At 65.2% G+C, this 17,810-nt stretch carries 17 protein-coding genes; 7 read left to right on the top strand and 10 right to left on the bottom strand.

Going from position 1 to position 17,810, the window contains the following annotated elements; translation table 11 throughout:
- Positions 1 to 225: 225 nt before the first annotated feature.
- Positions 226 to 1,458 (top strand): patatin-like phospholipase family protein, encoded by a 1,233-nt coding sequence (locus tag MSG32_RS14345; RefSeq protein WP_192839066.1) that lies wholly within the window; start codon positions 226 to 228, stop codon positions 1,456 to 1,458.
- Positions 1,459 to 1,579: 121 nt separating this feature from the next.
- On the opposite strand, the gene MSG32_RS14340 is transcribed toward MSG32_RS14345, so the two are convergent.
- Both MSG32_RS14340 and MSG32_RS14335 read right to left on the bottom strand, forming a co-directional pair.
- Positions 1,580 to 2,344 carry a pseudouridine synthase gene (locus MSG32_RS14340; RefSeq protein WP_248380379.1) on the bottom strand — a complete coding sequence of 255 codons (765 nt, stop codon included), beginning with the start codon at positions 2,342 to 2,344 and terminating at the stop codon, positions 1,580 to 1,582.
- A 3-nt stretch (positions 2,345 to 2,347) separates the two neighbouring features.
- Positions 2,348 to 4,282 carry an ATP-binding cassette domain-containing protein gene (locus tag MSG32_RS14335; protein WP_107335718.1) on the bottom strand — a complete coding sequence of 645 codons (1,935 nt, stop codon included), beginning with the start codon at positions 4,280 to 4,282 and terminating at the stop codon, positions 2,348 to 2,350.
- Between the two features lie 183 nt (positions 4,283 to 4,465).
- Here MSG32_RS14335 and MSG32_RS14330 point away from each other — a divergent pair, with 183 nt between their 5' ends.
- Positions 4,466 to 5,071, top strand: a complete 606-nt coding sequence (locus MSG32_RS14330; RefSeq protein ID WP_248380377.1) for a TIGR02444 family protein — start codon at positions 4,466 to 4,468, stop codon at positions 5,069 to 5,071.
- A 139-nt stretch (positions 5,072 to 5,210) separates the two neighbouring features.
- Positions 5,211 to 5,918, top strand: a complete 708-nt coding sequence (locus MSG32_RS14325) for an FKBP-type peptidyl-prolyl cis-trans isomerase (RefSeq protein WP_043333314.1) — start codon at positions 5,211 to 5,213, stop codon at positions 5,916 to 5,918.
- A 538-nt stretch (positions 5,919 to 6,456) separates the two neighbouring features.
- On the opposite strand, the gene MSG32_RS14320 is transcribed toward MSG32_RS14325, so the two are convergent.
- Both MSG32_RS14320 and MSG32_RS14315 read right to left on the bottom strand, forming a co-directional pair.
- Positions 6,457 to 7,203: an SCO family protein gene (locus MSG32_RS14320; protein WP_248380375.1), complete on the bottom strand. Its 747-nt coding sequence runs from the start codon at positions 7,201 to 7,203 to the stop codon at positions 6,457 to 6,459.
- Between the two features lie 64 nt (positions 7,204 to 7,267).
- Positions 7,268 to 7,861: a hypothetical protein gene (locus MSG32_RS14315; protein WP_052384509.1), complete on the bottom strand. Its 594-nt coding sequence runs from the start codon at positions 7,859 to 7,861 to the stop codon at positions 7,268 to 7,270.
- 267 nt (positions 7,862 to 8,128) lie between these two features.
- Here MSG32_RS14315 and MSG32_RS14310 point away from each other — a divergent pair, with 267 nt between their 5' ends.
- On the top strand, positions 8,129 to 9,058 hold the full coding sequence (locus MSG32_RS14310) for an AEC family transporter (protein WP_248380373.1): 930 nt from the start codon (positions 8,129 to 8,131) through the stop codon (positions 9,056 to 9,058).
- Between the two features lie 270 nt (positions 9,059 to 9,328).
- On the opposite strand, the gene MSG32_RS14305 is transcribed toward MSG32_RS14310, so the two are convergent.
- The 4 genes from MSG32_RS14305 to thiS all read right to left on the bottom strand — a co-directional run bounded on the left by MSG32_RS14305 (position 9,329) and on the right by thiS (position 12,449).
- Positions 9,329 to 10,246: a putative RNA methyltransferase gene (locus MSG32_RS14305; protein ID WP_248380371.1), complete on the bottom strand. Its 918-nt coding sequence runs from the start codon at positions 10,244 to 10,246 to the stop codon at positions 9,329 to 9,331.
- Positions 10,247 to 10,435: 189 nt separating this feature from the next.
- A complete protein-coding gene (gene trmB, locus MSG32_RS14300; protein ID WP_248380369.1) occupies positions 10,436 to 11,275 on the bottom strand; it encodes a tRNA (guanosine(46)-N7)-methyltransferase TrmB in 840 nt (279 codons plus the stop codon).
- 60 nt (positions 11,276 to 11,335) lie between these two features.
- The gene (locus MSG32_RS14295; RefSeq protein WP_052384900.1) at positions 11,336 to 12,169 is read right to left on the bottom strand and encodes a thiazole synthase; all 834 of its coding nucleotides are present in this window, start codon (positions 12,167 to 12,169) and stop codon (positions 11,336 to 11,338) included.
- Positions 12,170 to 12,248: 79 nt separating this feature from the next.
- Entirely contained in the window at positions 12,249 to 12,449 is a 201-nt protein-coding gene (thiS, locus tag MSG32_RS14290) for a sulfur carrier protein ThiS (protein ID WP_175088996.1), read from the bottom strand.
- A 99-nt stretch (positions 12,450 to 12,548) separates the two neighbouring features.
- Here thiS and MSG32_RS14285 point away from each other — a divergent pair, with 99 nt between their 5' ends.
- Positions 12,549 to 12,968, top strand: coding sequence for a DUF423 domain-containing protein (locus MSG32_RS14285; protein ID WP_043336980.1), 420 nt, complete (start codon positions 12,549 to 12,551; stop codon positions 12,966 to 12,968).
- A gap of 38 nt (positions 12,969 to 13,006) precedes the next feature.
- Here the strand turns inward: MSG32_RS14285 and MSG32_RS14280 are convergent, their stop codons facing one another.
- Positions 13,007 to 13,423 carry a PaaI family thioesterase gene (locus MSG32_RS14280; protein ID WP_043336979.1) on the bottom strand — a complete coding sequence of 139 codons (417 nt, stop codon included), beginning with the start codon at positions 13,421 to 13,423 and terminating at the stop codon, positions 13,007 to 13,009.
- A 197-nt stretch (positions 13,424 to 13,620) separates the two neighbouring features.
- Positions 13,621 to 15,801, bottom strand: a complete 2,181-nt coding sequence (locus MSG32_RS14275) for a malate synthase G (RefSeq protein WP_248380366.1) — start codon at positions 15,799 to 15,801, stop codon at positions 13,621 to 13,623.
- A 462-nt stretch (positions 15,802 to 16,263) separates the two neighbouring features.
- On the opposite strand from MSG32_RS14275, the gene MSG32_RS14270 reads away from it, so the two are divergent.
- Together MSG32_RS14270 and MSG32_RS14265 are read left to right on the top strand one after the other, a co-directional pair.
- Positions 16,264 to 17,202: an alpha/beta hydrolase gene (locus MSG32_RS14270; RefSeq protein ID WP_225348087.1), complete on the top strand. Its 939-nt coding sequence runs from the start codon at positions 16,264 to 16,266 to the stop codon at positions 17,200 to 17,202.
- The gene (locus MSG32_RS14265) at positions 17,199 to 17,726 is read left to right on the top strand and encodes a hypothetical protein (protein WP_248380364.1); all 528 of its coding nucleotides are present in this window, start codon (positions 17,199 to 17,201) and stop codon (positions 17,724 to 17,726) included. The genes MSG32_RS14270 and MSG32_RS14265 overlap by 4 nt, the downstream gene beginning before the upstream one ends.
- Positions 17,727 to 17,810 lie beyond the last annotated feature (84 nt).

Here is a 17,810-nt window from a genome sequence, read left to right as displayed (position 1 = left end):
CAAGCGCCATGCTGCACTGCACAATAAAAGCACTTCGATTGCTTTTCACCAGTGTCTCATTGCCTTGATCAGGTGCTTTGCTGCCCTTGATATGCACCTCGTCACCCTTGCGCCGCCTCCACGAGTCCACGCCTCCCCCATCACATGGCGTCTCGCTCGCGACGGTCCCCCTGACCTCGGGCATTCCCCGGCGGAGTGCTGCACTGCTAGAGAGGAGAAGGTTTCATGCGTGATACATCCTGCGACTTCTGCGCCGATGCGCTCAATATTCTGGTGCTGCAAGGCGGTGGCGCGCTCGGCGCCTACCAGATCGGCATCTTCGAGGCGCTGGCCGAAGCCGGCATCCAGCCCGACTGGGTGGTCGGCACCTCGGTCGGCGCCATCAATGGTGCCCTGATCGCCGGCAATCCGGAGGGCGAGCGCCTCAAGGCCCTCGAGTCATTCTGGTATGGCATCGCCCAACCCGCTGCCAGCATGGGCCCCGCCTTTCATCCATGGGAGCGCAGTGTCGCGCGCACCTCCGCCATGCTGTGGGGCATTCCGGGCTTCTTCCGCCCGCGCCCGCTGTGGACGGTACCGATCTGGCAGAGCTTCTTCGGCGAGCCGCCCAGCCTCTACGACACCGAACCGCTGGGCGACACGCTCAATCGGCTGGTGGACTTCGAGCGCCTGGATGCCCGCCACCCGGAGAACGTTCGCCTGTCGGTGGGGGCAGTGAATATCGGCAGCGGCGCGCTGCGCTACTTCGACTCCTCGCATGAAGCGCTGGACCACCGCCATATTCTGGCCAGCGGCGCCCTGCCACCGGCCTTCCCGCCGGTGTGGGTCGATGGCGAAGCCTATTGGGATGGTGGCCTGTACTCCAATACGCCCGTCAGCTGGGTGCTGTCGGAGCGTCCGCATGGCGAGACGGTGGTCAACTGCTACGTGATCGACCTGTGGAGTGCCGATGGCAAGGTGCCGGAGACATTGCAGGAGGCGCAGCTGCGCGAGAAGGATATCCAGTATTCCAGCCGTGCCGGCGAGCACCTCAATCTGCTGGAGGAGAATCAGGCGCTGCGCATGGGGATCGAGAATCTCGCCGATCATCTGCCGGAGGAGCTGCGCCAGTCGCCGAAGATCCAGCGCATCCTCGCCATGACCCAGCAGCCCTCGATCAACGTGGTGCGTCTGCTGGCCTCGGCGCGCCCGGGCGAGACCTCACTGAAGGATATCGACTTCTCGCGCGCGACCATCGACTCGCGTCGCGACAGTGGCTATCAGGACATGCAGGAAGTGCTGAGCCGCTGCAGCCAGTTTGCGCCGCTGCCGGAGGATATCGGGGTCATCGTGCGCAACTTCACGCGCAACGCCGAGGGCGAGCTGGTCAGCCTGTCGACGCCGGAGGCAAGCTCCAGCGACGATGACGAGGCGAGCATCACGGCAGAGGACCTGCCCAGCCAGGCGACCGGCAGCTGAGCAGCGCTGACGACGATTCAGAACGATCTATCCACATCCCATCGCAGCCGTCTCGCGCTGGCGGCGCGCCAGGCGGGCGTGGATAACCCGGTGTCGACAAGACGCCACCCGCCGGGTGGCCTCACCCGCGAGGCTGCGCGGCCCCCAGCCGTGAACACTCCTCGCGGGTAAGCTCGCGCCACTCCCCCGGCGCCAGCCCCTCGAGACTCAAGCCCGCCACCGACTCACGGTGCAGCCACACCACGCGATTGCCCAGGCTGCGCCACAATCGCTTGATGTGATGATGGCGGCCCTCGTGCAGCGTCAGGCGTGCCTGATCCGCGGTGAGAAACGCAAGCTGGGCCGGCAGTGTCGGGCGCGGATCATGTTCGAGCAGCACCCCCTGGCGAACCTGTGCGATGGCGCTTTCCTGTTCGGCTTCCGTCAGGGGCCGCTCCAGCCCCATGCGATAGCGCTTGGCGGGCCCCTCGAGCCCCGCATCGCTGATGCGCGCCGAGACATCGCCGTCATTGGTCAGCAGCAGGGCACCGGTCGTCGCCCGATCGAGGCGCCCGACATGGTGGATCTCGGCCAGCCAGCCGCTGTTCTCGCCGCGTGCCTTCAGCGTGTCACGCAGGACATCGATCACGGTGGGGTGTTCGGGGTCATGACAGGCCGTCACGACCCCGGCAGGCTTGTTGAGCAGGATATGACGCGGACGCCGCGCGACCTGCAGGCAGACGGTCGCGTCACTCGCTGACAGGTGGATGTCATCGAAGGGGCCGACTTCATGCAGCGGGTCACTGATCGTCGCGCCGTTGACCCGCACGCGCCCCGCCGCCAGCGCCGAGAGCGCATGACGACGGTTGAGCTGTGGCTGACGTGTCAGCCAGCGGTCCAGCCGCATGGCCTAGTCCGCCGCCTTGAGCTGGGCTTCCATCTCTTCCAGCGCTTCCTGAGCCTCGAACCATTCGGCTTCGGCCTCATCGAGGCGACTCTTGATCTCGCCCTGGCTGGCCAGCAGCTTGGTCAGCTCCGCCTTGCGGTCCGCCTCGTAGAGCGTGGCATCGCCCAGCGCTTCCTCGATCTTGTCCAGCTCGCCCTGCGCCTTGCTCATCTTCTGCTCGGCCTTGTCGCTGACCTTCTTGAGCGGACGCAGCTTCTCGCGCAGTTCAGCCGCCTGGCGGCGCGCTTCCTTGCGGTCCGGCGTGCGCGTGCTGTCTGTCCCTGCATCGGCATCCTTCTGGGCGCGCGCTTCCCGCCGCTCGCCCTCGACGCGTGCCTTGAGCCAGGCACGGTAGTCATCCAGGTCACCATCGAAGGGCGTCACGCGGCCATCGGCGATGCACCAGAATTCATCGACGCAGGCACGCAGCAGGTGGCGGTCGTGGGAGACCAGAATCACGGTGCCCTCGAAGGTCGCCAGTGCATCGGTGAGCGCCTCGCGCATGTCGAGGTCCAGGTGGTTGGTCGGCTCATCCAGCAGCAGCAGGTTGGGCTTCTGCCACGCGATCAGCGACAGCGCCAGACGCGCCTTCTCGCCACCGGAGAACGACTCCACCGTGGCGTAGACCTCATCGCCGTGGAAGCCGAAGCTGCCGAGGAAGGTGCGGATCTCCAGCTCACCCGCCGACGGTGACAGGCGCAGCACATGATTGAAGGGCGTCGAGGACAGGTCGAGCCCGTCCACCTGGTGCTGGGCGAAGTAGCCGATGGCCAGATGCTCGCCGGCGGTCCGCTGACCCTCGACCAGCGCAAGCTCGCCGGTGAGCGCCTTGATCAGCGTCGACTTGCCGGCGCCGTTGGGGCCGAGCAGACCGATGCGCTGCCCCGGCAGCAGCGAGAAGCGCACCCCGGAGAGCTGCGGCGGCTGACCGGGATAGCCGATCACCGCGCGGTCCAGCCCCAGCAGCGGATGCGAGATCTTGTCGGAGCACGGGATGGTGAAGTGGAACGGGGAATCGGCCTTGACCGCCGCCGTCTCTTCCATGCGCTCCAGCATCTTCATGCGGCTCTGGGCCTGACGCGCCTTGGTGGCCTTGGCCTTGAAGCGACGCACGAAATCCTCGATCTCGGCACGGCGGGCCATGGTCTTCTCGTGCTCGACCTGCTCGCGCACCAGGCGCTCGGAACGCGTGCGCTCGAAGCGGCTGTAGTTGCCCTTGTAGACCACCAGCTTGCGGCGATCGAAGTGGATGATGTGATCACACACCGCATCGAGGAAGTCGCGGTCGTGGGAGATCAGCAGCAGCGCGCCGGGATAACGCGCCAGCCATTGCTCCAGCCACAGCAGCGCATCGAGATCCAGGTGGTTGGTCGGCTCATCCAGCAGCAGCAGGTCGGATGGCGTGAACAGGGTACGCGCCAGATTGGCACGCATGCGCCAGCCACCCGAGAAGGCCGCCAGCGGCTGACTGAGCTGCGCCTGGCTGAAGCCGAGGCCGACCAGCAGCTGCTCGGCACGTGCCCGCGCGGTGTAGCCATCGAGGGTGTCGAAGTGGGCGTGCAGCTCGGCCTGACGCTGGTGCTCGCCGCTCTCTTCGGCGGCTGCCAGGGCGCGCTCGGTCTCGCGCAGCGCGTGGTCCCCGTCCATGACGTAGTCGACGATCGGACGCTCCAGCGCATCGATTTCCTGCGCCATGTGCGCGACACGCACGCCACCGGCCAGCGATACCGTGCCGCTGTCGGGCGTCAACTCGCCGAGGATCAGGCCGAACAGGCTCGACTTGCCGGCGCCATTGGGGCCGACGATACCGGCCTTGTGACCGGCATGCAGCGTCAGGTCCGCTTCGTCGATCAGCGGTGCTCCGCCGCGTTGCAGGGCGAGCTGGCGCAGTGCAATCATGACAACCTCGATCAGAAAATACGGGGGACGTCGGACTCCCGTTCACCGCCACCGACACGAGCGCTACGACTCAGCAAGCTGCTGGGCGCGACTCGTGAAGAGACATCATCGGTGGCACGTGAAGAGACATCATCCGTGACACATGAAGAGACATCATCCGTGACACACGAAGAGGCCGACTTGATGGGCGCATATTCTATCGGATTGTGGGACTACGCGCTGTCTCTGTATGCCCTGCCCGGCGAGGTCGGCTCTGCGGGCAACCCTCAGCCGACGCCGGACATGATGAGTACCTGCCTGCTGCTGCAGGACGAGGCGGGCCTCGATGTCTGCGAGCTGCTGTGGATTCACTGGCTGTCCGCCCACGGCATCGCCCTGGCCGCCTCGCCCACTCGCCTGCTGGAAGATGTGCGCGACTGGCAGGACTGGATGACCGGCATGCTGCGCGAGCGCCGCCGCCAGCTGAAGCAGGAGCTGACGACGCTGCCCGCGACCCAGGCCCCGGCAGCGGTGCAACGCCTGGAACGCCTCTATCAGCAGCTCAAGACCTGCGAGCTTTCCGCCGAACAGGAGACCCTCGCTCAGCTGGAAGAGCTGAGTCCTGCGCTGTCGTCAGCCGAAGGCGTAACCGGCCTGCGGGCGCCCTTCGCGCATGTCGCGGACCCGCTGCAGGCCTTTCAGCAATCGCTGGCCCTGCTCAGCGGCAAGACGACGCTCGCCGTGGGGGATCACCCATCGGCACGTGCCCTGCGCCGCCTGGCACTGGCCCGCGTGCCCGCCGGCGCCTGACAACGCCAGCGAGATGCGGAACTTGTACGCGGCTGGTAGAGTCGGAGTAACACTAGTGCCCGAGGCAGGCCATGCCGCCTCGGTGCCAATTGCGTGTTTCGGGCCCGTCTCAGGCCCATTCCATCCTGAAGGAGTTTTCATGAAACAGCTGGTCAGTGCCGTCGCGCTCGGCGCCCTCCTGGTCACCCCGTTCAGCTTTGCCGCCGATGACAGCCTCGCAGACGAGCAGGCACAGCTCAGCTATGGCATCGGTGCAACTCTGGGCAAGAGCCTCTCCCAGGACATCACCGATCTGGATCTCGACGCCTTCACTCAAGCCGTTCGTGATGTCTACGCCAAGGGCGACATGAAGATGAGCGACCAGGAAATCGCGGATTCGCTTTCCCGCTTCCAGCAGAAGAAGATGGAAGAGCAGAAGAAGATGGTCGAGCAGGAAGCGACCGACAACAAGGCAGAGGGTGACAAGTTCCTCGCCGACAACGCCAAGAAGGACGGCGTGAAGACGCTGGATTCCGGCCTGCAGTACAAGGTGCTGGAATCCGGTGACGGCGCGACCCCGTCCGCTGAAGATACCGTCAAGGTGAACTACGAAGGCAAGCTGCTGGACGGCACCGTCTTCGACAGCTCCTATCAGCGTGGCGAGCCGGTCAGCTTCAAGGTCAACCAGGTCATCAAGGGTTGGCAGGAAGCACTGCAGGAAATGAGCGTCGGCGACACCTGGATGCTCTACGTCCCGGCCGAGCTTGCCTACGGCAAGGCTGGCACCGGTGGCCCGATCGGTCCGAACGAGACGCTGACCTTCAAGGTCGAGCTGCTCGACGTGACCAAGGCCGACGCCAAGCAGTAATGGCGGCGTGAGCCTCCCCTGCTGGTAACCGGCAAGCACTGCTGCAGGTAGCAACGAAAGAGCCGCCCATCGGGCGGCTCTTTGCGTTTCTGGCAAGGCTGGATGAGGGCCAGTGGCAAGCTCATCCAGGCGCATGCTGCGCACAGGACAACGGGGCATGCCATCACTACGGCAATGGCTGATGTCCGCTGATTTTCCCCTCCAGAAAGCGCTGTGCGGACGCCGCCAGCCTGTGGATAAATCTGTGGGGAAGCTATTGACCACAGGTTGACAACCGGCCTTTCCGGTGCCTGTCGCGGCAGTGATGCTGGTTGAACGCAAAGCAACCACTGACTTGATATTTTTAGTCGATATCGCGTAACAGTTTGTTTTTACTAGTCTTTATAAATCAGCACTTGACGGCACTGCGTTGCGTGTTCGAGGCGTCATGATTATCCACAAAATTTTCCTTGAGCGCTTGCCAACTTGTGGACAATGTGTATTTCACCCCTGAGAAAGGGCTCAAGACGCGGCGCGATCAACGGGTGCCACGCAGCGCTCAATCAGCGGTCGCGCTCAGGACACGCGTCACGCCAGCGCGAACACCGGCCGGCCCCGGCGTGAACGGAATACGATCGTAGATGCGCCCCTGGGCAGAGACGAGATAGAGCGCGGCGCCATGATCGATGGTGTAACCCAGCGCGGAGTCCTGCGCCTCGACACGCCGATAGCTGACGCCATAGCGCCGCGCCACATCGGCGAGTGCCGCCTGACTGCCGGTGATGCCCTGAAAGCGCGGCCCGAAGTGCCCGGTGTATTCGGCCAGCCGGGCAGGGGTGTCGCGCTCGGGGTCCAGCGACACCATCACCGGCACCACGCGCGCCGCCGCCTGGGGTGGCAGTTCAGACATCACCTGACGCAGCGCCGCCAGCGTCATCGGGCAGACATCCGGGCACTGGGTATAGCCGAAGTAGAGCGCGACGACCGGCGTGGCCTGCGCGTCTGCGGCCTCGCCCATCGTCACCTCCGCGAGCGTGAAGTCACCCTGCTGTGACTCGAGCTGGATGGGGCCGCCCAGACTGGCCCAGGCCTGCATCCCCGCGACCGGTGCCAGATCCTGCTGCGCCTGCTGCCAGGCAACACCGGCACCGATCACGGCCGCCAGACCGACGGCGCCCAGCAGCCACCAGCGTCTGGCGACGCCCTTGTCCAGCTGATGGCTTTCTTGTCGACTATTGTCCAGCTGATGGCTCTCTTGTCGGCGAGTGCCTGCCTGCCCGTCCTGTGACTTTCGCTCTGCGCCCATCCCTGCCTCCCGGAGCCTTCATGCCTGAAACGACGTCCCTGCCGGCCGGGCTCAGCGCCAGCGGCTAGCTGCCCTGATGCGTCGGGCGGGTATCACTGCGAAACAATTGATCGACCGAGCTTTCGAGCTGCTCTGCCGTGGTGGCCTGCGGGTGGCTATCGAAATCGAACCAGCTGCCCAGTCGGCCACGCTCGGTGGTCACGATCACCTGCGCACGCCACGCCATGGTCGCGCTGCTGCAGAACCCCAGCTGCCCCTCCCCCTGCCAATGCTGGCGCTCGAGGCTCTGGGCATCGGTGGTGTTCAGCACGCTGCGCTTCACGCCCATGTCCATGTGGCGGCCGATGAAGTCCACCTCGACCCCCTCCGGTGAGACGCCTTCCGTCATCACGCGAATGCCCAGCGGCGTCAGCGGACTGATATCGCCCTCCAGCGCCAGGGTAATACGCCCGAAGCGGCCCAGCTCGGCAGTACAGGGGGCATGATTGAGCTCGCAGGACTGATTGGGCGCAAACCAGGTCACCTTGCCGTTGCTGCCGTCGCGTACCAGGTAATAGTCGATCAGGTAATACAGCGAGACCACGATGGTGATCAGCGTGACGATGATCAGCAGATTGAGCAGCCGCGGGCGGGCATTGTCTTCTTCTACGCGATACATGGCAGTTCCGGCAACGGTCCGGCAGCGCATCGACAGGCAAGGCGCCCCGAATGGGAAAGAAAGTGACGTGATGGGAATGGTCTGCGCTCAGCCACGACATGACGCCAGCGCGTGACCGGCGAACAAGACCTGAGTCCAAGTGCAGCGCTGAGCGAGTCATGACAAGCTTACCAGCCCGCCTCACCGCGGCAGCAGGCGAGACATCATGTCACGCGCACGCCACATCGCTCTCAAGGCATTCGCACTCAGCCCCGACAAGGAGTCAGCATGGCAAGTGTACAGCAGGCGCTCGGCCCCCTCTTCCTGTTGATCCTCGCGGGGGCGCTACTCGGGTGGAAGCGCTTCCCCGGCGAAGGCTTCTGGAGCGAACTGGAACGCCTGATCTATTACGTGCTGTTCCCCGCCATGCTGGTGTCCACGCTGGCACGCGCCGACATGGCCAGCGTGCCGGTCGTGGCACTGGCCAGCGTGATGCTGGGCGCGATGCTGCTGTTCGCCGCCGCGCTATGGCTGAGCTGGCGTCACGCGCCGGCCTGGCTGAGCCGTCATATGGGCGACGCCGCCTCCTTTACCTCGCTCTTCCAGGGCAGCATCCGCTTCAACAGCTACGTCGGTGTGGCCGGGTCAGCAGCGCTGCATGGCAGTGCCGGGGCGACCGTCGCGGCCGTGGCGCTGGCGCTGATGGTGCCGGCCGCCAACCTGCTGTGCGTGATGGCCTTCATCGGGGCTGGCACCCTGGGCGAAGGCGGCCTGCTGCGCTCGCTCAAGGCGCTGACCCGCAATCCACTGGTGCTGGCGTGTCTGGCCGGCACGGCGCTCAACCTGAGCGGCATCGGCTTGCCGGGCTGGAGTGGCGACGCCATCAGCCTGCTGGGGCGCGCCGCCTTGCCGCTCGGCCTGGTCGCGGTGGGCGTGGCGCTGCGCCCGCGTGTACTAGTGAGCAGTGGCAGCGTGGCGTGGCTGGCGAGCCTGCTGAAGCTGCTGGCGATGCCGGCACTGGTGGTCGTGCTCTGCCGGTGGTTCGGCCTTGAAGGAGTGGCGCGCGATGTGGCGATTCTGTTCGCGGCGCTGCCCACCGCGACCTCCGCCTATATTCTGGCCCGCCAGCTGGGCGGCAATGCCGAGCTGATGGCGGCCTTGATCACCGCCCAGACGCTGCTGGCGATGCTGACCCTGCCCCTGTGGCTGGCGACCTGAGCTCCTGTCGAGCTGACGATCTATCGAGCTGACGACCGCATATCCGAACGCGACGTGAGAGCGCGCAGCGTGCGTAGCGCACAACAAAAAGGGCATCCCCAGATGAGGATGCCCAAGACCGTGACTAGCTTGATGAGGAGAAACACCGTAGCGGGGGCCTGACTCCGCCGCTACGGCTGGGCTTGCGCCCTGCGATGTCTGCCCGGACACCGCACAGACAAGATAATCATTCTCATTTGCTTTTGCAAGGCAAATGCGAAGAATTTCTATTTAAGCTTTATCTTGTGCATCCTCGAGCGAGAACACCCTCAGCTCCGCATGCAGCTCGACCTCCAACGCCGTCATGGCTTCCGCACGCGCCAGGCCATCACGCTCGGCGCGATACAGGTGCGGGGTCATGGTCAGCAGGTCCCGAATCTGCTCATTGCTGGTCAATGACAGCCCCGCATGCAGATGCTCGACTTCGCCACTGATGACGAAGCCAGCAGACTCGGCAGCGCTCAGCCCGGCCTCGCCACGCGCGGGCTTCAGCTCGCGGTAGAGAATCTTGCGCAACGCCAGCAGGTGCTCGGCCCCCGCTTCCAGCAACACGACGTGGCCACCGGGCTTGAGGACACGCGCGAACTCCTGCCAGACAGGGAAGCCGAAGGCGCAGATTACGACATCCACACATGCATCTTCCAGCGGCAGAGCGGCGTTGGTGCCCACCAGCCAGGCGGCATCACGTGACTGCTTCGCCGCGGCCAGCACCGCGTGCTTGGAGATATCCAGCCCCGCCGCCGTCAGCGAGAGATTCTGCTCACCGGCAGCGCACGCCAGCTGACGCAGATAGAAGCCTTCGCCGCAGCCGGCATCCAGCACGGCCAGCGGCGCCTGAGACGTCTGGGCCGCTGCCAATGCCAGCACACGACTGGCCAAGGCTGATGCAAGAGGCTGATAGCCGCCCAGCGCGAACAGGCGCTGACGGGCGCTCACCATCGCCTTGCTGTCGCCGGGGTCCAGGCTGCGCTTGCGCTGCACCGGCAGCAGATTGACATGCCCCTGGCGTGCGATATCGAAGCGATGCCCGTCGGCACAGCACCAGCTCTGGCCATCACGTACCAGCAGCTGGGCATCCAGCGGACAGGTCAGGGCCATCAGCGGGGTCATGGTCGGGCGATCAGCCGAGTCGGCGGTAGGCGTCGTCATGGTCAGCAACTCTCGGGACGAGGAAAGAAAGGGACAGCAAACACGGCAAGCGGCACAGGCCGCCACGCAGGCAAATGGCCTTGGCACGCAGAACCGCGCCATGGCGATGGGCCTCACACGCAAGCGGCCACCCGAAGGCGGCCGCGATGCAGCGTCATGAAGACGCCGCCACTGCGCACGAGGCGCTGATCAGTCCTGCTTGACGAAGATCAGGTCCCACACGCCGTGGCCGAGACGCTCGCCGCGCTGTTCGAACTTGGTCAGCGGACGGTAGTCCGGACGCGGCACGTAGGGCGCGGTTTCCGCCGGAGCGGTGTTGGCAAAGCCCGGCGCTTCGGCCATCTCTTCCGCCATCGCTTCGGCGTAGTTGGCCCAGTCGGTGGCCATGTGGAAGTGGCCGCCCGGCTTGAGCACACGACGCACCAGCTCGACGAAGGCCGGCTGAACGATACGACGCTTGTGGTGCTTCTTCTTCGGCCACGGGTCCGGGAAGAACAGCTGGAAGGTGTCGGCGCAACCGGCCGGCACGCAATCCGCCAGCACTTCCAGCGCGTCGTGACGATAGACACGCAGGTTGGTCAGGCCCAGCTTGTCGACATCATCCAGCAGCTTGCCGACGCCCGGCGCGTGCACTTCGATGCCGATGAAGTCGGTGTCCGGGTTGGCCTGGGCCTGTTCACACAGTGACTTGCCCATGCCGAAGCCGACTTCGATCACCAGCGGCGCCCGACGCCCGAACAGCGCTTCGAGATCCAGCTCGCCCTGCTCGTGACGCAGGCCAAGGCGCGGGAAGACCTCTTCGAGCCCGCGGGTCTGGGCCTGGGTCATGCGGCCACCACGAATCACGTAGCTCTTGATGCCACGCTTGCGGGCGACGGCTTCATCGGCAACGGAAGGGGTCGCTGGCGCGCTATCGGTCTGCACGCTCTCGGGCTGCGCGCGCTCGTTCTGCACACTCTCTTGCTGCGCATCGTCAGCGGGAGCAGAAGTGGACGTGTCGTCCTGCGGCTTGGAAGTCTCGTCAGTCATGGGGTCGTCTTGGTCTTTGCATGAACGATGCGCGAGCATCGGATTCGAATGTTTCAGGGCTCAGCCGGTGATCAGTCCAGCGCCCGGTGAGGAAGCACGTGCCGTCAGGCGAGTCGGCATGCGGCCGGCCAGGAAGGCACCACGGCCGGAAATCACGGCCTGACGCATGGCATCTGCCATCAACAGCGGCTGGCGCGCGTGGGCAATGGCACTGTTCATCAGCACGCCATCACAGCCCAGCTCCATGGCGAAGGCGGCTTCTGACGCCGTACCCAGACCAGCATCGACCAGCACCGGCACATTGGCGCGCTCGATGATCAGCGATAGGGTGTGCGGGTTGAGAATGCCGAGGCCGGAGCCGATCAGCGAGCCCAGCGGCATGATGGCGCAGCAGCCGATTTCCTCGAGCTGGCGCGCGACGATGGGGTCGTCGGAGGTATACACCATCACGTCGAAGCCATCGGCGACCAGCTCTTCAGCGGCCTTGAGCGTCTCGACGATATTGGGATACAGCGTGTCCTGATCGCCCAGCACTTCCAGCTTGACCAGGTTGTGGCCATCCAGCAGTTCACGGGCCAGCTTGCAGGTACGCACCGCGTCACGCGCGTTGTAGCAACCGGCGGTGTTGGGCAGGAAGGTATAGCGATCCGGTGACAGCACGTCGAGCAGGTTCGGCTCGTCAGCGTTCTGACCCAGATTGGTACGGCGGACCGCAAAGGTGACCACTTCCGCGCCGGACGTCTCGATGGCGGAGCGTGTCTCGTCCATGTCCTTGTACTTGCCGGTGCCGACCAGCAGGCGCGAGGAGAACTCGCGGCCGGCGACGATCAACGGGCTGTCGCCGGCGACCTGGGTGACGGGGTTGTTCAATGTCGGGGCAGAACTGTCTGTCATGATGACCTCATCGAGCTGGACGTGAACGCGCTGAGCGCGAGCGAGTAGTGAAAAGTGTCAATCCTGGAAACAGGACGGATCAGCCACCACCGATGGCATGGACGATCTCGATGCGGTCACCGGCATGCAGACGGGTGTCGGCGTGCGCGCTACGTGGCACGATGTCTTCATTGCGTTCCACTGCCAGTCGGCGGCCCTGAAGACCGAGACTCTCGACCAGAGCGGCAATCGTCGTGGCGTCCTCCACCACGTGGTCTTCACCGTTGAGCTGTATCTGCATGCTGTCCTCCCGCGAAAAGAGGCCGCTATTGTAGCGGCTTTACGTGGACAGGCGTAGGCACATCGTGCCGCGCCACCTGCCCTCAAGGAATTATTGTCTATGCGTCACAACGACTCCCACTCCCGCCACTGGTGGCTGGCCATGGGACTGGCCGGCATGTCCACCGTCGCGCTGGGTGCCTTCGCCAGTCATGGCCTGCGCGGCACCCTGAGCGCGGACATGCTGCGCGTGTTCGAGACCGGCGTACGCTATCAGATGTGGCACGTGCTGGCGGCGGTCGGGGTACTCGCCTGGCGCTCGGTGCAGCCACTGCGCGGCCAGATGCTGACGCTGGGGCTGTGGGCCGCCGGCATCCTGATGTTCTCGGGGTCGCTGTATGCCCTGGCGACCACGGCGCGCACCCAGCTGGGCATCATCACGCCCATCGGCGGCCTGCTGCTGATCGCCGGCTGGCTGAGCCTGGCCGTCACCGGCTGGCGTCAGCGCGGCAGCGAAGAGAAGGACATCAACAAGCTGTAGTGGACTGGCCCAAGGCGTTGCCCACGACCGTCCCGGGGTCAGTCATCGCTGTCCGGCAAGGTATAGGTCGCGGTCACGATGGCGACCGGGTCGGTGTCACCGTGGCTGAAAAGCTCGATCTCGCCGACGGCCAGCCGCCGACCCAGCTTGCGGATACGCGCGGTGGCCATCAGATCGCGGTCGCCGCGCGCGCGACGCAGGAAGTGGATGCTGAGGTCACTGGTGACGGCCATCGGCTCCGGGCCGATCTCGCCGAGAATCGCGACATACAGGCAGACATCCGCCAGCGCCATCATCGTCGGCCCGGACACACAGCTGCCGGGACGCAGATGCTCGTCCTCGATGGCCAACCCCATGGTCGCCCAGCGATCGCCGACGGCCTCGATGGTACCCAGACGCTGGGGGAAGACTTCATCGAGGAAATCCTCGATGGCGGCGGCGCTCATCACGGGCATGACATTCTCCTCGACACACTGGGTCCGATCGCGCGGTTACGCGGTTTCTGGGGCAAGGCTAGCGGCAAATGCGGTCTCGGGAAACATGCGCCTGGCAAAATAGTGGCCGGGCAATTCCTGCTCGCCGACAGACGACAACGGCGACCCAGGGTCGCCGTTGTCGTGTTCAGTGTTTCCTGTCGTCAGCCGCCCTGCGATCAGCGCGCCTGCTGCTTTTTCTCGAGACGACGGCGATGCAGGACCGGCTCGGTGTAGCCACTCGGCTGCACGCGCCCCTGGAAGACCAGCTCGCAGGCGGCCTGGAAGGCGATGGAGCCCTCGAGGTCATCCGTCATCGCCTGATAGCTGGGGTCCGCGGCATTCTGGCGGTCCACCACGCCGGCCATGCGCTCCAGCGTGTCCTGCACCTGGGCACTGTCGACGATGCCGTGATGCAGCCAGTTGGCGATGTGCTGGCTGGAGATGCGCAGCGTGGCGCGGTCTTCCATCAGGCCGACATCGTGGATGTCCGGCACCTTGGAGCAACCGGTGCCGTGATCGATCCAGCGCACCACATAGCCGAGAATCCCCTGGGCATTGTTGTCCAGCTCGGCCTGGATCTCCTCGGCACTCCACTGGGAGTCGAGCTCCAGCGGGATGGTCAGCAGGTCATCGAGGCTGGCACGCGGACGGCTGAGCAGATCATGCTGCACGTCCTTCACCGAGACCTGGTGATAGTGCAGCGCATGCAGCACGGCGGCGGTCGGTGACGGCACCCAGGCGGTGTTGGCACCGGCGCGCGGATGGCCGATCTTCTGCTCGAGCATCGCGGCCATCAGGTCGGGCATGGCCCACATGCCCTTGCCGATCTGGGCACGACCGCGCAGGCCACATTCCAGGCCGACATCCACGTTCCATTTCTCGTAGGCCTGAATCCAGGCGGCGCCCTTCATGTCGCCCTTGCGCAGCATCGGGCCGGCTTCCATCGAGGTGTGCATCTCGTCACCGGTGCGGTCCAGGAAGCCGGTGTTGATGAAGGCCACGCGTGAGCTGGCGGCCGCGATGCAGGCCTTGAGGTTGACGGTGGTGCGGCGCTCCTCATCCATGATGCCCATCTTGAGCGTGGAGTCCGGCAGCCCCAGCAGCTGCTCGACCCGCGCGAACAGCTCATCGGCGAAGGCGACTTCCTCGGGGCCATGCATCTTGGGCTTGACGATGTAGACGGAGCCGGTGCGCGAGTTGCAGATGCCGCCGCGGTCCTGCTTGTCGCCCTTGAGGTCGTGCAGCGCGATCAGGCTGGTGAAGATGGCATCCATGATGCCTTCCGGCGCTTCGCTGCCATCCTCGAGCAGGATGGCCGGGTTGGTCATCAGATGACCGACGTTGCGAATCAGCATCAGCGAGCGACCATGCAGCACGCGCGTGGTGCCATCGGCGCCGGTGTATTCGCGGTCCGCATTCAGCTTGCGCGTCATGCTGCGGCCATTCTTCTCCAGCGTCTCGGTCAGGTCGCCCTTCATCAGGCCCAGCCAGTTGCGATAGACCGTCACCTTATCTTCGGCATCGACGGCGGCCACCGAGTCCTCGCAGTCCATGATGGTGGAGAGCGCGGCCTCCATGATCAGGTCACTGACGTTGGCGGGATCGGTCTTGCCGATGGGGTGCTCGGCATCGATCACGAGCTCGGCGTGCAGGCCGTTGTGGGCGAAGATGATCGCGCTCGGCGCGCTTTCATCGCCGCGATAACCGAGGAAGCGTTCCGGCGACTTGAGGCTGAGGTCACGCCCTCCGGCACGCACCAGCAGATGACCATCACGAATCGTGTAGCCTTCGCTGTCGTGGTGACTGCCGCCGGCCAGCGGCGCGATGGTATCCAGCACCTGGCGCGCATAGGCGACGACCTTGGCGCCGCGCGCCGGGTTGTAGTCCTTGCCACGCTCGGCGCCATCTTCCTCGCTGATCGCGTCGGTGCCGTAGAGCGCATCATAGAGGGAGCCCCAGCGCGCATTGGCGGCATTCAGGGCGTAGCGGGCATTCATCACCGGCACCACCAGCTGCGGGCCGGCCTGCTGGCAGATCTCGCTATCCACGAAGGCGGTGCTGGCTTCGACCGTATTCGGCTCCGGCAGCAGATAACCGATCCTGTGCAGAAACGCCTTGTAGGTCTCGAGGTCTACCTTGCCCGGATGCTCGCGGTGCCAGGCGTCGATCTCGCTCTGCAGCTGCTCCCGGGTCGCCAGCAGTTCGCGGTTGCGCGGTGCCAGTTCGTGCAGCAGTGAATCGACACCCGCCCAGAAGGTCTCCGGCGCGATCCCTGTGCCCGGCAGCGCTTCCTGCTCGATGAAGCGGTGCAGGCTGGCGTCGATGGCCAGGCGCTGAAGTTGAATACGGTCGGTCATGCGTTTGCTCTCCCTGAAAACGAATCGCTGGAAACCCTCAACGGCTGACAACACTGCAAGCAGTGGTGTTCAAAAGGATTTTCGCCAGACGGCACTCACTGGCGCGGCGTTTGACGCGACTGCTGACGCGCGACTGCCAGACAAGCGTGAGCCATCGAGGCGCCGGGCAGGAAGACGCTGTCACCTGCCGGGCGGGGACGAATCCCATCACCATACCCGATGGCGAGGCCGGCGAAAGGACTGCTATGACCAATGAACAAGCTCATGGAGCCCGATTACCCGCCCAGCGTTGATTCCGCGTCGCTGTTGTTGCTCGGCGACAGGCGGGGAAAACAGTGAAGAAACACTGTTCTTTGTGTAGCTCGCAGCCGCGCCAGCCGCTAGCATGGCAGCATTATGGAGATGACCATGCCCGATTTCAGTGAACTGCTCGACCACGGCCCCTTTATCCGCCTGCCTGACATGCTGCCGGGCCAGACGTCCAGTCCACTGGAGCGTTACCTGGGCCATTATGGTCTCGATGCGCTGCGCAGCGAGGACATCGCCGTGCATGCCGGCCACCTGGAGGCCGGGGGCTTTCGCCTGTGGGCCCAGCTGTGGACACCGCGCAAGCCGCGCGGCACCGTCTTCGTGGTCCACGGCTACTTCGACCACCTCGCCCTCTATCGCCATCTGCTGGCGCACCTGCTGCGCAACGGCTGGCAGGTCGCCTTGTGGGACCTGCCGGGCCATGGTCTGTCATCCGGCGAGCCCGCCTCCATCGATGACTTCGGCGACTATGTCGGCTGCCTGCAGGCCTTCCAGGATTACCTGGAAGACCACAGCCTGGCGCCGCACCCGTGGTTCGGCATTGGCCAGAGCACCGGCGGCTCGGTGCTGGCCACCGATGCCCTGATGCGCGGCGATGAATCGCGCTGGCAGGGAATCGCCCTGCTCGCACCGCTGGTAAGGCCGTGGGGCTGGTCGCAGTCACGCTGGCTGCACAGCATGGCGCGCCCCTTCATCGATTCCATTCCGCGCAAGTACCGCGCGAATACCAATGACGTGGCCTTCTACGAGTTTCTCAGCACCAATGATCCGCTGCAGGCCGATCGCCTCGCGGTGAAGTGGGTAACGGCGATGCGGGAGTGGATTCCCCGTCTGCGCGCCCTGCCCCCTTGCTCACTGCCGACCCTGATCCTGCAGGGCGAGCAGGACACCACCGTCGATTGGCAGTGGAATCTCGGCGTACTGGCCAGCAAGTTCCCCAATGCGCGCATCTACCGCCATCCCGAGGCCCAGCACCATCTGGTCAATGAAGCCGAGCCGATTCGCAAGGAGCTGTTTGCCGAGCTGGACGCCTTTCTCGATGCCCTGTCGCAGCGCCCGTCAGACCTGCCGCAGCAGGGGCGCACGGCATGATGGCCATGCATCGCCTGCGCATGCTGGCCGCGACCCTGCTACTCTCCACGCTGGCGGGCTGCATGAGCCTGGACCAGGTGCCGCGTGCCGAACGCGACCCCATCTATGGTCTCGGCCAGAGCGCGGCGCGCCTGATCGCCGAGCAGCCCTGGACACCCCCGCTCGAACAACAGGTATTGCTGCTCGCGCCGCCCGAGGTGGATGCCACGCTGCAGGCCAACCCGGGCGCGCTGAACGAGGCGCTGACCCGCGCACTGCTGGCGCTCAAGAACGGGCCTCAGGTGCTCAACTGGAGCACTGACCGCCCCGCCGTCGATAGCCGTCAGTGGCGTCTCGAGACCACTCTCGAGGCCAGTGGCGTCGCACTGACCCTGTCAGACCGCACGCTGCAGCCGTATCAGCTGCAGCTGACGCTGGTCCGCAGCGCCAGTGCCGAGCGCAATGAGACGCGCACCTTCACCCTGAGCGGCGCCTTCGACCAGGCGGCCCTCGAGTCGCTGGCGCGCAATCCCCCCGCGCCCTGAGCTCCAGGTCTTGAGTCCAGAGTCTTGCGCCCGGCTGCGCCGTGGCCCCCGCCACCCCTGATTCACCCTTTACCGCTTTCTGCT

The sequence above is a fragment of the Cobetia sp. 1CM21F genome, from assembly GCF_023161745.1.
Taxonomy (GTDB): Bacteria; Pseudomonadota; Gammaproteobacteria; order Pseudomonadales; family Halomonadaceae; genus Cobetia; species Cobetia amphilecti.
The sequence above is the reverse complement of the archived record's forward strand: the minus strand, read 5'-3'. Positions and strand labels throughout refer to the sequence as shown.

What these genes read in the sequence shown, in the direction of transcription:
- MSG32_RS14345 (WP_192839066.1), top strand. Translation starts at nt 226, where the DNA reads ATGCGTGATACATCCTGCGACTTCTGCGCCGATGCGCTCAATATTCTG.
- MSG32_RS14340 (WP_248380379.1), bottom strand. Translation starts at nt 2,344, where the DNA reads ATGCGGCTGGACCGCTGGCTGACACGTCAGCCACAGCTCAACCGTCGT.
- MSG32_RS14335 (WP_107335718.1), bottom strand. Translation starts at nt 4,282, where the DNA reads ATGATTGCACTGCGCCAGCTCGCCCTGCAACGCGGCGGAGCACCGCTG.
- MSG32_RS14330 (WP_248380377.1), top strand. Translation starts at nt 4,466, where the DNA reads ATGGGCGCATATTCTATCGGATTGTGGGACTACGCGCTGTCTCTGTAT.
- MSG32_RS14325 (WP_043333314.1), top strand. Translation starts at nt 5,211, where the DNA reads ATGAAACAGCTGGTCAGTGCCGTCGCGCTCGGCGCCCTCCTGGTCACC.
- MSG32_RS14320 (WP_248380375.1), bottom strand. Translation starts at nt 7,203, where the DNA reads ATGGGCGCAGAGCGAAAGTCACAGGACGGGCAGGCAGGCACTCGCCGA.
- MSG32_RS14315 (WP_052384509.1), bottom strand. Translation starts at nt 7,861, where the DNA reads ATGTATCGCGTAGAAGAAGACAATGCCCGCCCGCGGCTGCTCAATCTG.
- MSG32_RS14310 (WP_248380373.1), top strand. Translation starts at nt 8,129, where the DNA reads ATGGCAAGTGTACAGCAGGCGCTCGGCCCCCTCTTCCTGTTGATCCTC.
- MSG32_RS14305 (WP_248380371.1), bottom strand. Translation starts at nt 10,246, where the DNA reads ATGACGACGCCTACCGCCGACTCGGCTGATCGCCCGACCATGACCCCG.
- trmB (WP_248380369.1), bottom strand. Translation starts at nt 11,275, where the DNA reads ATGACTGACGAGACTTCCAAGCCGCAGGACGACACGTCCACTTCTGCT.
- MSG32_RS14295 (WP_052384900.1), bottom strand. Translation starts at nt 12,169, where the DNA reads ATGACAGACAGTTCTGCCCCGACATTGAACAACCCCGTCACCCAGGTC.
- thiS (WP_175088996.1), bottom strand. Translation starts at nt 12,449, where the DNA reads ATGCAGATACAGCTCAACGGTGAAGACCACGTGGTGGAGGACGCCACG.
- MSG32_RS14285 (WP_043336980.1), top strand. Translation starts at nt 12,549, where the DNA reads ATGCGTCACAACGACTCCCACTCCCGCCACTGGTGGCTGGCCATGGGA.
- MSG32_RS14280 (WP_043336979.1), bottom strand. Translation starts at nt 13,423, where the DNA reads ATGCCCGTGATGAGCGCCGCCGCCATCGAGGATTTCCTCGATGAAGTC.
- MSG32_RS14275 (WP_248380366.1), bottom strand. Translation starts at nt 15,801, where the DNA reads ATGACCGACCGTATTCAACTTCAGCGCCTGGCCATCGACGCCAGCCTG.
- MSG32_RS14270 (WP_225348087.1), top strand. Translation starts at nt 16,264, where the DNA reads ATGCTGCCGGGCCAGACGTCCAGTCCACTGGAGCGTTACCTGGGCCAT.
- MSG32_RS14265 (WP_248380364.1), top strand. Translation starts at nt 17,199, where the DNA reads ATGATGGCCATGCATCGCCTGCGCATGCTGGCCGCGACCCTGCTACTC.